This window comes from Streptomyces sp. NPDC058257 (genome assembly GCF_042881845.1).
Lineage (GTDB): Bacteria > Actinomycetota > Actinomycetes > Streptomycetales > Streptomycetaceae > Streptomyces.
This window is the reverse complement of record NZ_JBHVXJ010000022.1, coordinates 101743-115397: the sequence shown is the minus strand read 5'-3', so window position 1 is coordinate 115397 and position 13655 is coordinate 101743. Positions and strand designations below refer to the sequence as shown.

The following is a 13655-nucleotide window of genomic DNA, read 5'->3' as shown; positions in this document are numbered from 1 at the left end:
ATGCGCAGTGAACTCTTCGGGGCTCTCCCCGACGGCACGCCCGTCCATCGCTGGATCCTGGAAAGGGGTGGGGTGCGGGTACGCGTCCTGACGTACGGCGGGATCATCCAGTCGGCGGAAGTTCCCGGCCGCTCGGGGCGACGCGATCCCGTGTCCCTCGGCTTCGACGACCTCCAGGGCTATCTCGACCACCCCGGGCCGTACTTCGGTGCGCTGGTGGGCCGGTACGCGAACCGGATCGCGGGCGGTGAGTTCCCCCTCGACGGCAGGACCTACAGCTTGGCGCGGAACAACGAGCCCAACGCGCTGCACGGCGGTGCGGCCGGATTCGACAAGCGGGTGTGGGAGGCCACGGAGATCGAGCACGGGGTGCGGCTCTCCCGGGTGAGCCCGGACGGCGAGGAGGGGTATCCGGGGCGGCTCGCGCTGTCGGTGACGTACGCGCTGAGCGAGGCGGGCGAGCTGCGGATCGCGTACGAGGCGACGACCGACGCCCCGACGGTCGTGAACCTCACCAACCACACGTACTGGAACCTCGCCGGGGCCGTGCCCGGGAGCGGCGGCGCTGGCGGGCAGGAGCTGCGGATCGACGCGGCGCGCATGACGCCGACGGACGAGACCCAGATCCCCACGGGGGTGCACGCGGACGTCGACGGGACACGGTTCGACTTCCGGGCGGCGCGGAAGGTCGGGGGCGGGATCGACCACAACTACGTACTGGACAAGGGGATCACCGAGCGGCCGGTCGAGGTGGCGGAGCTGAGCGACCCGGCGTCCGGACGCGTGCTGACCGTCGCGACGACGGAGCCCGGCATCCAGCTGTACACGGGAGACCACTTCGCGCGGCCGCTGCCGTTCGCGCCCGGTGACGGGGTAGCCCTGGAGACGCAGCACTTCCCCGACTCCCCCAACCGGCCGGAGTTTCCGAGCACGGTACTGCGGCCGGGTGGGGTGTACAGGTCGGAGACGGTTTACGGCTTCTCGGTGCGCTAGGGCCGCCGGTTCACGTCAGACGGCGATCGTCTCGCTCAAGCGGCGGTCGGCGATCGAGCGGCCCACCTGGATCTCGTACGAACCGGCCCGGTACGTCCAGGAGTTGGTGCTCTCGTCCCACGTCTCGAAGGCGCGGCGCGGGAGTTCGATCCGCACCTCCGCGCTCTCGCCGGGCGCTGCCTCGACGCCCGCGAAGCCGGCGAGCCAGCGGATCGGGCGGTCGCCGTCGTTCGCGTCCGGGGCGAGGTAGACCTGGACGACCTCACGGCCCGCGCGCCGACCGGAGTTGCGGACGCGGACCGTGACCGTCGTGCCATCAGCGGCGAGGGACTCATAAGCCCAGTCGGTGTAGCCGAGGCCGTGGCCGAAGGCGTACGCGGGAGTGGCGCCCGCGTGCTCCTCGACGGCACGGTCCCAGGCGCGATACCCGATGAACACGCCTTCGGTGTAGGCCAGTTGTCCCTCGTTCGGGGTGACCTGGGTGACCGGCGCGTCCGCGAGAGCGCCCCACGTCGTGGGCAGCCGCCCGCCCGGTTCCTCGGCGCCGAGCAGCACATCGGCGAGAGCCGCGCCGCCCTCCTGTCCGGGGAACCAGCTGAGCAGCACGGCCGCGACGTCATCGCGCCACGGAAGCTCCACCGGGGAGCCGGAGTTGACGATTACGACCGTACGGGGATTGGCCGTGGCCACCGCGCGTACCAACTCGTCCTGGCGTCCGGGAAGTCGCAGGTCCTTCCGGTCGAACCCCTCGGACTCGACGCGCTCGGTGGTGGCGACGACCACGACGGCGGTGTCGGCGCCGCGTGCCGCATCGACGGCCTCCGCGATCAGCTCGTCGGAGTCCCGCCGCGGCTCCAGGTGCACGAAGGAGAACACGACGCCGGGCAGCGGAGACTCGTACTCCTTGTCGAGCGGGTGGAGCAGCGAGACCTCGACCGTCTCGCCCTCCGTCAGACACACCTTGGCGCGCTCGACCGGTGAGCCGAAGAACGCCTCGAACGGGTCGGACTCGGGGCCCAACACCTCGGACCCGTCGAAGACGACCTCACCGCCGACGGTCAGCGTGAAGGCGCCCAGACCTCGCGTGCCGAAGGAGTGCTCGCCGCTCACGCGCGGCGTGAACGTGCCGACGACCTCGATGGAGGCCATCGTCTCGTGGGTGACTCCGTCGGGCAGGTCGTTGCCGATCCACTGGACCTGGCCGGAGGGGAGGTTGCCCTCGCCGAGGACATCGCCGTCCGCGTCGCGGCAGACGGCGCGCAGCTCGAACCCCTTGTCGGCGGGGGCGAGTTCATCGCTCGGGTCGGCGCCGACGGCGTACGTCAGGGCTTCGTCGGCGAGCGCGGCCGTCAGGCCGTCGAGCGGGGAGACCACGTGTGCGGGGAAGACGGTGGCGGAGCCGCCGCCCAGGACGCGGGCGTCACGCGCCGCCGCGCCGATGAGGGCGACGGAGGCGGCGGGCTTCAGCGGCAGCGTCTCGTTCTCGTTGCGCACCAGGACGAAGGAGCGGCGGGCGATCTCGCGGGCGAGCGCCTCGCCGTCGACCTCGGCGGGCACGTCGGTGACCACGGGCTCGGCGCCTTCGAGGATGCCGACGCGGGCGGCGAGACGCAGGACGCCCCGCACGGCGTCGTCGACCGTCGACTCCTTGACCCGGCCGCCGCGCACCGCTTCGGCGAGCGCGTCGCCGTAGATGGTCCGCGGTCCCGGCATGGCGACGTCGAGGCCGCCCTCGATGGCGCCGACTGTCGAGCGGGCGGCCATCCAGTCGGAGACGTTGTAGCCGTCGAAGCCCCACTCCCCGCGCAGGACCTCGTTGACCAGGTAGCGGTGCTCGGTCATCGTCGAGCCGTTGACCTGGTTGTACGCGGTCATGATGCCCCAGGGGTGGGCGTTGGCGACGATCGCCTCGAAGGGCGCGAGGTACAGCTCGCGCAGGGCGCGCGCGCCCACGATGTTGTCGACGGTGAAGCGATCGGTCTCGGCGTCGTTCGCGACGAAGTGCTTGACGGTCGTGCCGACACCGCCGGACTGCACGCCCTGGACATAGCCGGTGCCGATGACGCCGGTCAGATACGGGTCTTCGCTGTACGCCTCGAAGTGCCGCCCGCCGAGCGGCGAGCGGTGCAGATTGACGGTGGGCGCGAGGAGGACGTGGACGCCCTTGCGGCGGGCCTCCTGGGCGAGGAGGGTGCCCGCGCGACGGGCGAGGCCTTGGTCCCAGGTGGCGGCGAGCGCGGTCGGGGACGGCAGGGCGATGGAGGGATCGTCGGCGGTCCAGCGGGTGCCGCGCACACCGATCGGGCCGTCCGACATCACGAGGGAGGCCAGGCCGATCTCGGGCAGCGCGTGCAGCGACCACATGTCGCGCCCACCGAGCAGCCGGGTCTTGGCGTCCAGATCCAGCGTGCCGAGCGCGGCCTCCACGACCGACTCGCGCGCCTGGTCGGCCTGCGTGGCTCCGGGGCCCGGGCCCTGCGTTCCCGCCATGGCGTACCTCCTCGTTGAAGTCCGTTCCGTACCTTCCCGTTCTGTACGGTCCCTCCATCCTGCCTCGATTACCTGTAGGTCGGTAGTTTTCGTAATCTGGACGTTATATTTTGATCGGTATGACGTACGGTCGTCCCGCGGGCAGGATCGGGAGCGGGACAGAGAACGTGAAGGGCGGACGCGATGGCGCCCAAGGCCAGGATTACGGCCAAGGCCACGACCACGACCAAGGCCAGGGCCAGGAGCGAGGAGCGGCGAGCGGAGATCCTGCGGGCCGCCTTCGAGGTGATCGCCGAGCGCGGCTACCGGGGCGCGAGCCTGGGTGCCGTGGCCGAGCGGGTCGGCCTGACCCAGCAGGGCCTCCTGCACTACTTCCCCACGAAGGACGCCCTCCTCGTCGCCGTCCTCGACGCCCGCGACCAGTGGGACGCGGTCCCGTCGAACGAGATCCGCCTCGACCTGCTCGGCTCGCTCGTCGAGTACAACGCGATGCGCCCCGGCATCATCCAGACCTTCTCCGCGCTGCTCGGCGAGAGCGTCACGGACGGGCATCCGGCACGGGAGTACTTCACCGAGCGGTACGGGTCGGTGCGGGAGAAGTTCGCGGCGGTCCTGCGCGTGGAGTACGGGGACCGCCTGCCCGGCGGCCTCACTCCAAAGGCGGCGGCGCCGCTGCTCGTCGCGGTGATGGACGGGCTTCAGTACCAGTGGCTCCTGGACCCCGAATCGGTGGACATGGCAGGGGCGTTCAGGGACTTCCTGGGCCTGATCGGCGCGGACAGCGGCGGCGACAGCGGCAACGGCGGCGAGTGATCAGGCGGCGGCCCGGACCGCCGCCACGACCTCGACCTCCATGACCGCGTCGGGCCTGAAGAGCCGGGGCACCTCGACCGTCGTGCGGGTGGGCGGCGTCGCGGTGAGGACTGCTCCTACGAGGGCGCGGCTACGGAACGGCTAGGGCTGGAGCTAGAGCTAGAGCTACGGCTAGGGCTACGGCTACGGCTACGACGGTTTGACGTTCCGGGAACGGATGTGGGCGACCGCACGCGCGATGTCCTCGTGGACGACATCAGGGTCTGCGGCGGCAGCCTGGAAGTGGCCCAATACGGCCTCCATCGCCGGTAGTTGCGTCGTCTCCGTCGCGAGCGCCACGTCCTTCACGGCGAGGTCGCTGCCGAAGTGGACGTCCGTGGCGAAGGCGCGGCCCACCGCTCCCCCGAGCGGCCCCTTCGCGAGCGCCCCCTTGGCCGTCTCCTCGTCGAGACCCAGCGCGTCCGCCAGTTTCATCGCCTCCGCCACGAGAGCGACGCCACCGATGACGGCGGTGTTGACGACGACCTTCAGCGCGGCCCCCGAGCCGAGCGGGCCGGTGCGGGTCACCGGGCCGAAGCAGGCGAGGACCTGCGCGACCCCGTCCGCGTCGCCGCCCGCGAGAATGCCGAGCTGCCCAGCGGCGGCCTTGTCCGTACTCCCCATGACGGGCGCGTCGACAAGGGTCACGCCGTCCGGCACCCTCTCCCACAACTCCCTTACGACATCGGGCCCGACGGTGGACATCTCCACCCAGTGGACCCCCGCCCGCAGCTCGGGCACGATGGCGTCGGCGACGGCCCGCACCGCGTCGGGGCCCGCCAGCATGGTGATGACGACATCGGCGTCACGCACGGCGTCCGCGGGGTCGACGGCGAGCCGGGCCCCCGCCCCCACCAGTGGCTCAGCCTTCTCGGCGGTCCGGTTCCACACCGTCAACGGGTGGCCCGCCGCGAGGAGTTGGCGTGCCATGGGCGTACCCATATGCCCCAGTCCAAGAAACGCGATCTTCTCCATGGGTCCGACGCTAGGCCCGGGCGCGTGATGCGACAAGCGAATGTCTAGCATGTCATTCATGCCGACCTCGCATGTCGCACGGATGGCCCAGGCCACACAGGCCGCCCAGGCCACGCAGGCCGCCATGGCCGCCCAGGCCGCGCGGACCCAGGCGCCACCAGCGCCACCGCCCGACCTCTCCACCGTCTGGCTCCGCGTCTTCCTGGAGGTCTCGCGGCACGGCTCCTTCACCGTGGCCGCCCGCGATCTCGGCTGGACGCAGTCCGCCGTCTCGCGGCAGATCTCCTCCCTGGAGGCGGCCCTCGGCGGCGCCCCGCTCTTCGACCGGCTGCCGCGAGGCGTACGCCTGACCGCATACGGCCGAACGCTCCTGCCGTACGCCGACGAGACGATGGCCCGACTCCACGCCATGCAGCGGGAGTTGACGGCGCTGCGCGACGTGACCGGCGGCACCCTGCGCTTCGGGGCGTTCGCGACGGCCGACGCGGCGCTCGTGCCACGCGCCATCGCGGCGTTCCGCGCCCGGCACCCCGGCGTGACGCTCACCCGCGAGGAGGGCCTGACGCCCTGGCTCCTCGCCCGCCTCGCGGACGGTGATCTCGACCTGGCGATCGTCTCCTCGACGGGCGGGGCGCTGAGCGGCGACGTAGACGCGTACGAGCTGCATCACCTCCTTGACGAGGCGCTGTACGTCGCCGTCCCTCCGGCCCACGCGCTGGCGGGCCACGAGTCCCTGCGTCTGCACCAACTCGCCGCCGAGGAATGGATCTCCGGCAGCGCGCACGCCGAGGGAACCCTCCTGGAGGAGGCGCACCGGCACGGATTCCGCCCGCGGGTCGCCCATGTCGTCGCCGAGTGGACCGCCAAGCAGGGCTACGTGGCCGCCGGGCTCGGGGTCACCCTCGTGCCCGCCCTTGCCGCGGAGTCGGTCCGCCCCGACATCACCCTGATCCCGGTGCGCGACGAGGACGCGCCGCCGCGCGCCGTGTACGCGGCGACGGCGCGGGGGCGGGTGGCTCCGCCGGCGGTGGGGCCGTTCCTGGAGGCGCTGCGGGCTACTCAAGTCGCCTCGCGGGACGGCGTGTCCCTACCAAGGTCGCCCACGGCGTAGACCGACGGCCGTCTCGGCTCGGCCGCCTCGCCAGCAAGACTTGGGCCCACCGTACGCACCGTACGGGCGGACACAGGGAGGCACCGTGCGGAGTGACGGAACCGGGATCAATCGGGCGCGCTTTCTGGCCGGGGCCGGTGCGGGGGCCGTGGGCGTCGCGGCGGCGGCGGGGGGTCTGCTGACCGCGGCGGCACCGGCCGCCGCAACAGGCCCCGGAGCGGGCGGACTCACGTACCGGGGCGTCTGCTACGAGGTGGCCACCGGGGAGACACCCACGACCGGCTGGGACGCGGGCCGCATGCGCGAGGACATGGACGCCGTCCAGGACCGGCTGCACGCCACCACCGTCTCCGTCTTCGGCGACGGCGTACGGCGGCTGGCCGCCACCGCGACGGAGGCCGCCGAACGCGGACTGCACGTCTGGCTCCAGCCGCGCCTGGCCGACCGCCCCGAACGGGAGATCCTCGACCACCTCGCGGAGACGGGCCGGCACGCCGAGCGGCTCAGGCGCCAGGGCGCGGCGGTCCACCTCAGTGTGGGCTGCGAGTTCGTGCTGTTCGTGCCGGGGATCGTGCCCGGCGACAACGCGGTGGAACGGATCGAGAACATCACCAAGGGGAACTACGACCCCGTTCTGATGCGGCGGCGCCTGAAGCGGTTCATCGGACGCGCGGCGGCGGTCGGCAGGTCCGTCTTCGGCGGCGGGCTGACGTACGGGGCGGCGGAGGACGACGAGGTCGACTGGGGTCTGTTCGACATCGTGAGCGTCAACTACTACGGATGCCACCGCGACCGGTCCGGTTACGTCCGCGACCTGGCGCCCTACAAGCGCTGGGGAAAGCCGGTGGCCGTCACCGAGTTCGGCACCTGTACGTTCCGGGGCGCGCCGGAGCAGGGCGGCATGGGGTGGGACGTCGTCGACTACACGAAGGAGCCACCCGAGATCAAGGACGGGCTCGTGCGCAGCGAGCGGACCCAGGCGGCGTACATCACCGACGTACTGGACGTCTTCGAGTCGATGAACCTCTACTCGGCGACGCTCTACAACTTCGTCACCCCGGACGCCCCGCACCGCTCCGAGACGCGGTACGACCTCGACATGGCGAGCTACGGCCTCGTGAAGCCGATCCAGGACGGTTTCGTCCCGTCGGGCCGTTGGCACTGGGAGCCGAAGGAGTCGTTCCACGCGGTGGCCCAGCACTATGGGCGCGCGGCGCGCCGTCCATGACGGCCCCGGCCGGCCGCCGTTGTCAGTGGCGTGGTGCACCATCGAAGTGTCCGTCGGATCTTGACGGAGCTTGACGGAGCCGACGGATCTTCAAGGAAGGGCGCCCCATGCCGCCTGCCAAGATGCACGCCCACGAAGCCGACATCGACACGCCTCTCGTACGCCGTCTGCTCGCCGCCCAGTTCCCCGACTGGGCGCACCTCGCCGTCGAGCCCGTCGAGTCGAGCGGCACCGTCAACGCCATCTACCGCCTCGGCGACGACATGGCCGTCCGGCTCCCGCGTATCGAGGGAGGCGTCGAGGACGTACAGCGCGAGGTGCTTCATCTGCCGCGGCTCGCGGCCTCGCTTCCCGTCGCCATTCCCGCGCCGCTGGGGCAGGGCGAGCCGGGCGAGGGCTTTCTGTGGCCCTGGTACGTCTACCGCTGGCTGGAGGGGGAGAACCCGGCCGTCGGGGAAGTGGTCGAACCCGGCCTGTTCGCCGCCGATCTGGCGGAGTTCGTCATGGCGCTCCAGCGCGTCGATCCGGCCGGAGCGCCTGCCGCGTACCGCAGCGGGCCGCTCGCGCCCCGTGACGCCGATACCCGCGAGGCCATCGCACAGCTCCACGGCGTCATCGACACCGACGCCGCCACCGCCGCCTGGGACGCGGCCCTGCGCGCGCCCCGCTGGGACGGGCCGCCCGTCTGGGTCCACGCCGATCTGCAACCGGGAAATCTCCTCACCACCGGCGGACGGCTCAGCGCCGTCATCGACTTCGGGTGCATGGGGCACGGCGAACCCGCCGTCGATCTGATCACCGCGTGGAGCCTGCTCACGGCCGACGCACGGGAGACCTTCCGTACCGCCCTGGGCGTCGACGGCGCGACCTGGGCACGGGGGCGCGGCTGGGCCCTGTCGATCGCGCTCATAGAGCTGCCGTACTACCGGACGAGGAATGCCACCGTCGCGAAGATCGCACGCCATGTGATCGAGGAGGTTCTCGCAGATCACGCAGAGGTGAACCGCTAGCGGGCGCCGCCTTCCTGCCGGAATACTGCGATCACCCCACCGGCCACGGAAGGACTCCCGTGTCACTCTCGTCCAACGTCTCCCCGCGGCTCGCCACGCTCGGCGTCACCCTCCTGCTCTCCCTCGCCGCCGTACCCGCGTCGGCGGACACCGCGTCGGACGCCACCGCATCAGGCGCCACCGCATCGGACGCCACCACGGAGGAGCAGCGCCTCGACCGGGCCGCGCCGCGGGAGATCCTGCGGCGCAGCGGATTCGACGCCGTGGCTCCGAGGTTCGCGCGGGCCCTGGAACGCGCCCACTCGTACGCCGAGGCCAAGCGCATCGTCGTACGGCAGGGGGAGGCGCTGTGGCGGCGTGCCGTCGACCGGGCACAGGGGCGGGGTCCCGCCGGTGAGCTGAGCAGGGACGACGACCGGCCGCTGTACTGGGCCCGGCTCGGGATGACCCGGGAGCTGCGCCAGTGGGAGCCGACCCGCTTCGGGGTGGGCGAGGCCCGGCAGCGGCTTCTCATACGGGCCCTTGAGGACGCGTCCCGCGGGCACGACTCCATCAGCTACCCGAAGAGGGACTCCGCCGGCCACCGCCTCAAGCGCGTCCTCGTCACCGGCTTCGACCCCTTCACGCTCGACCGGGACGTCCGCATCAGCAACCCGTCCGGCGCCACCGCCCTCGCGCTCGACGGCGCCGTCATCCAGACCGCCGACGGGCCCGCCCGCGTGGAGACCGCCGTCTTCCCCGTCCGCTGGGAGGACTTCGAGGAGGGGACGGTCGAGCGCACCCTGCGCGCCCACCTCCCCGGCGTCGACCTCTTCACCACCATCAGCCAGGGCCGCGCGGGACGCTTCGACATCGAGCGGACCAACGGGGCGTGGCGGGGCGGCTTCCCCGACAACGAGAACCTCTCGCGCACGGAGACGGTCCCGGTGGCCGATCCGGCCTCGCAGCCGCAGTGGACGTCCACGACCCTCCCGTACAAGGACATCGTGAGCGCCGAGACGGGCCGCTTCCCCGTGTACGACAACACCTCGGTGACCGAGGTCCCGGCGGGCCAGAGCGCCCCCGTGGTCCGCCCCGACGGGCCCACCGCCGGTTCCACGGCCCGCGAGGGCGGCGGCGGCAACTACCTGTCGAACGAGATCGCCTACCGCGCGACGCTGCTCCGCGACCGTCTCGGGCTGCACGACCGCCTGCCCGGCGGCCATGTGCACACGCCGATCCTGCAGTTCGGGACGGGCAACACGGACCCGGCCACGGGCGAGATCACCGATCCGGAGTTCGTGCGCAACCGCCTCGACATCATCGCGCAGGTGCGGCAGATCCTGACGACCGCCCTGGACGCCCGCGGATAGCCGCTATGGACGCCCGCCGGTAGCGGACGACATCTGGCCTTCGGGACCGGCCGAACCGGCCGGTCCCCGCGGGTCCTCGGGATCGTTCTCGCCCGCCAGTTCCCGCGCCATCAGCGTCGCGCCCGCGACCGCCCCCGGCATCAGGAACACCGCGACGAACGGGACGAGGAAGGCCACGGCGAGCGGGGTGCCGAAGCCCCAGGCCAGCTGCTTCCGGCCGCGCAGCAGCGTGAGCCGTTCGCGGAGTTCGACGCCCCGGCGCTGCAGCGCCACCGCGGTCAGCTCCTCGGCCAGGAAGAAGCCGGTCACGCAGAAGCCGACCACCGGGACCACGGTCTGACCGACGACCGGGATGAAGCCGAGGGCGAAGAGCAGGATGCCCCAGACCAGGGCCCTTACGAGGACGCGGAGGCTGTCGCGTGCGGAGATCCACAGTTCGCGCCAGAGCGGCAGGCCCGACTCGGGGGCGTGTCCGGCGACGGAGATGTCGACCTTCTCCGACAGTGACTCGTAGAAGGGCTGGCCGATCAGGAGTGTCACGGCCGTGAAGGTGATCACCGAGAGGAGGAGTGCGAGCGCGAAGAGCAGCGCCGTGAGGAAGCCGCGGAACAGGCCGAGCCACGGCGACGACCAGTCGTCGGAGAAGGGCGTCGCCCAGCCGACGAAGTCCGTGCCCCAGAGGCCGAGCGCGACGAGCGCGGCCGCGTAGAGAACCAGGGTGATCAAGCCCGGCAACAGGCCGACCCCGTACTGCTTGCCGTGCTGGGCGACCCAGCGCTGGCCCTTCATCAAGTAGCCGAAGCCTCGTCCCAGATCACGCATGCGGCACAGCCTATCCGCCGGTCGCGGCCCTGCGGGCCATGGGACGCAGGGGGGGCTCAAGGGGACTCGTGGGGGCCGAAGACCCTCTTGTTGCGCGGGGGTTGAAACGGTAGACCACGCGTACCGACTTCTCTTCAGGAGGTACGTATGGGGATACCCCGGCCGTCCAGACCCGTTCTGCTCACCACGCTCGCCTCGGCGGGCGCTCTTCTCCTCACCACCCTCGCCCCCGGCAGCGCGACCGCCGACCCCGGCCCGGGCGGTCGCGACATCCTCCGTGAGGGCTCACCCCTCAGCAGCACGGACTCGGCCGCCACGGCCCCGGAGAGCGCCGCCGACCGCGCGCTGGGGGCCTCGGAAGGCTCCGGCCTCGGCTCCGGTGACGGCTCCGGTGACGGCAAGAACCGCGGTTACCCCCGCGAACAGAAGCTCACCCCGCCTCCCGCCGATCCAGCCGACAAGTCGATAAAGCTGGGTCTGTCCCCCTATCACTCCATCGCCCCGAAGCTGAATGACATCCAGGGCATCGGCGACCGCGTCAGCGTGGAGATCGCGGGCCGTTCGGCGGGCGGACACCAGCTCTATCTGGTGACCGTCACCTCGCCCGAGTCCGCCAAGGAGACCGCCCGCCAGGAGCGGATGCGCGACCTCATCGAGAACGCGCCCGGCGCCGCCGCCAAGGATCCGGCGGTCAAGTCCTCGTACAAGACGCCCGTCTTCATCAACAACAACATCCACGGCAACGAGTGGGAGGGCACGGACGCCGCCCTGAAGCTCATCGAGAAGCTGGCGAAGGCCAAGGACGGCAAGACGCGCGACCTGCTCGCGCACAACCGGCTCTACTTCAACGTCACGGCCAACCCCGACGGCCGCATCGCGGGCACCCGCGAGAACGCCAACGGCTTCGACCTCAACCGTGACTTCATCACCGCGTCACAGCCCGAGGTCCGCGCGATGCGGCAGGTCGCCATCGACAAGCAGCCCGCGGTCATGATCGACCTGCACGGCTACGTCAACGGCACGCTGATCGAGCCGACGACTCCTCCGCACGGCGAGAACTACGAGTACGACCTCTTCCTCAAGAACTCCTACGCCAACGCCCTCGGCATGGAGGCCGCGGTCAACGGCCTCGGCTACACCCCCGAGAAGGACGGCGTCGAGCCGGCGATCATCCCCTTCCGTGACCAGAAGGAGGGCTGGGACGACTGGCCGCCGATCTTCACCCCGCAGTACATGCCCTTCCACGGCGCGGTCGCCGCGCACACCATCGAGTTCCCGATGACCGTCAACAACGACGAGTACGACGATCTGTCGGTGCCGGAGCTGCGGCGGCGGTCCGCGATCAACGTGGACATCGCGGGCGCGGCGATGTCGGCGACTCTCAAGTACACGCAGGAGCACCGGACTTCGGTGATCGCCGACCAGATCGAGACGTTCCGGCGCGGCGCGACGGGTGCGGCGCAGGTGCCGGTCTCGCCCGAGACCGTGCCCGGGGTGCCGGGCATCGGCCCTGAGGACGTCTACACGACCGACTTCCCCCGTGCGTACGTGATTCCGCGGGGCGAGGAGAAGGGCGAGCGCCGCCAGCGCTCGGCGGCGGCCGCCTCGCGGCTCGTGCAGCACCTGCTCGACAACGACGTCGAAGTGTGCCGAGCGACACGGGACTTCAGGCTCGGCGGGACCTCGTACGCCGAGGGTTCGTACGTCATCGACATGCGTCAGCCCAAGCGCGGGCTCGCCAATGTGATGCTCGCCGACGGGCGCGACATCAGCGACAAGGTGTCCACGATGTACGACATCTCGGGGTGGAGCCTCGGGCGGCTGTGGGGCGCGACGGTGGACCCGGTGAAGGGTGGCTCGCTGTCCGGTGTGCGGTCGGGTGTCGTGGACTCCGCGACGCGGGTCGGGCATGTCGCTTCGCGCGGAGCTCTTCGGCTGCGGCTCGACGACGCGCGGGAGACCGCCGCTCTCAACTGGCTGCTGGCACGCGGGACTTCCGTGCGGCGAGCCGAAGACGGGAGCGTGATCCTGCCGTCGTCGGCGCGGGGTGCGGCGGTCGCCGCGGCGAAGAAGTACGACGTCGCCTTCGACGCCACCAAGGTGAAGGGCGGCGCTGTCGTGCACCCCACACGGGTCGCGGCGGCCGTCACTCCCGGTGAGCTGTTCGCTCTTCGGGAGATGAACTTCGACGTGGTGCCGGTGTCGACGGATGCCCTCAACGCCGGGTTCGACTGGAAGAAGTCGGGTGCGGACGCCCTGTTCGTCTCTGCCGGGCTCTCCTACGGCGAGCTGAACGCCGGGGCCAAGGCCGGGCTCGACGCGTTTCTCGCCGGTGGGGGTGGGCTCGTCGGGCGTGGTTCACAGGGGGCCGCGCTGAACTCCGCCGCGAAGCTGCTCTCCGTGAAGGCGGTCGCCGGGAACGGCGATGCCAATGGCGTGGTGCGGGTTGTCAACTCCGGTGGCCCTGTCACCGGGGGCGCCCCGGAGCATTCGTTCGTGTACGCGCCCATGTGGTTCACCGGGCTCGGCAGTGGTGTGCGGGTCGAGCAGTCGTACGGGGGCGGGAATCCGCTGGTCTCCGGGCACTGGCGGGCGGTCGAGGGTGGTGCGGGGGGTCCTGCGGACGCCTCGGGTCAGGCTTCCGTCGTCAGCGGGTCCGCTGCCGGGTCCCGCGTGGTTCTCTTCGGCACCGAGCCGCTCTTCCGGGACCACCCCAAGGGAGTGTTTCCGCAAGTGGGGCGGGCGTTGCTGAGCGTGGGCCGAGGCTAGGACGGACCCTGCGGGGCTCTCTCCGCTCCCGCCCCTTGCCGAAAACCGGGGCT

Annotated in this window: 10 protein-coding genes; 7 read left to right on the top strand and 3 right to left on the bottom strand. The window is 71.4% G+C overall.

What is annotated here, in order from left to right:
• Positions 1 to 993 (top strand): aldose epimerase family protein, encoded by a 993-nt coding sequence (locus ACFVXC_RS35695; protein WP_389914175.1) that lies wholly within the window; start codon positions 1 to 3, stop codon positions 991 to 993.
• A gap of 15 nt (positions 994 to 1008) precedes the next feature.
• Here the strand turns inward: ACFVXC_RS35695 and ACFVXC_RS35690 are convergent, their stop codons facing one another.
• Positions 1009 to 3483, bottom strand: coding sequence for a beta-glucosidase (locus ACFVXC_RS35690; RefSeq protein WP_389914172.1), 2475 nt, complete (start codon positions 3481 to 3483; stop codon positions 1009 to 1011).
• Between the two features lie 183 nt (positions 3484 to 3666).
• Here ACFVXC_RS35690 and ACFVXC_RS35685 point away from each other — a divergent pair, with 183 nt between their 5' ends.
• Entirely contained in the window at positions 3667 to 4296 is a 630-nt protein-coding gene (locus ACFVXC_RS35685; protein ID WP_389914169.1) for a TetR/AcrR family transcriptional regulator, read from the top strand.
• 189 nt (positions 4297 to 4485) lie between these two features.
• Here ACFVXC_RS35685 and ACFVXC_RS35680 read toward each other — a convergent pair whose 3' ends face one another.
• A complete protein-coding gene (locus ACFVXC_RS35680; RefSeq protein WP_389914166.1) occupies positions 4486 to 5310 on the bottom strand; it encodes an NAD(P)-dependent oxidoreductase in 825 nt (274 codons plus the stop codon).
• A 124-nt stretch (positions 5311 to 5434) separates the two neighbouring features.
• Here ACFVXC_RS35680 and ACFVXC_RS35675 point away from each other — a divergent pair, with 124 nt between their 5' ends.
• The 4 genes from ACFVXC_RS35675 (at position 5435) to ACFVXC_RS35660 (ending at position 10011) form a co-directional block, all read left to right on the top strand.
• Positions 5435 to 6421, top strand: a complete 987-nt coding sequence (locus tag ACFVXC_RS35675) for a LysR family transcriptional regulator (protein WP_389914303.1) — start codon at positions 5435 to 5437, stop codon at positions 6419 to 6421.
• Positions 6422 to 6506: 85 nt separating this feature from the next.
• Positions 6507 to 7649 carry an abortive phage infection protein gene (locus tag ACFVXC_RS35670; RefSeq protein ID WP_389914164.1) on the top strand — a complete coding sequence of 381 codons (1143 nt, stop codon included), beginning with the start codon at positions 6507 to 6509 and terminating at the stop codon, positions 7647 to 7649.
• Positions 7650 to 7756: 107 nt separating this feature from the next.
• Entirely contained in the window at positions 7757 to 8659 is a 903-nt protein-coding gene (locus ACFVXC_RS35665; RefSeq protein WP_389914161.1) for an aminoglycoside phosphotransferase family protein, read from the top strand.
• A 59-nt stretch (positions 8660 to 8718) separates the two neighbouring features.
• A complete protein-coding gene (locus ACFVXC_RS35660; protein WP_389914158.1) occupies positions 8719 to 10011 on the top strand; it encodes a pyroglutamyl peptidase in 1293 nt (430 codons plus the stop codon).
• 3 nt (positions 10012 to 10014) lie between these two features.
• Here the strand turns inward: ACFVXC_RS35660 and ACFVXC_RS35655 are convergent, their stop codons facing one another.
• Positions 10015 to 10833, bottom strand: a complete 819-nt coding sequence (locus ACFVXC_RS35655) for an EI24 domain-containing protein (protein WP_389914155.1) — start codon at positions 10831 to 10833, stop codon at positions 10015 to 10017.
• 147 nt (positions 10834 to 10980) lie between these two features.
• Here ACFVXC_RS35655 and ACFVXC_RS35650 point away from each other — a divergent pair, with 147 nt between their 5' ends.
• Positions 10981 to 13602 carry a M14 family zinc carboxypeptidase gene (locus ACFVXC_RS35650; protein WP_389914153.1) on the top strand — a complete coding sequence of 874 codons (2622 nt, stop codon included), beginning with the start codon at positions 10981 to 10983 and terminating at the stop codon, positions 13600 to 13602.
• The last annotated feature ends 53 nt before the right edge of the window (positions 13603 to 13655 follow it).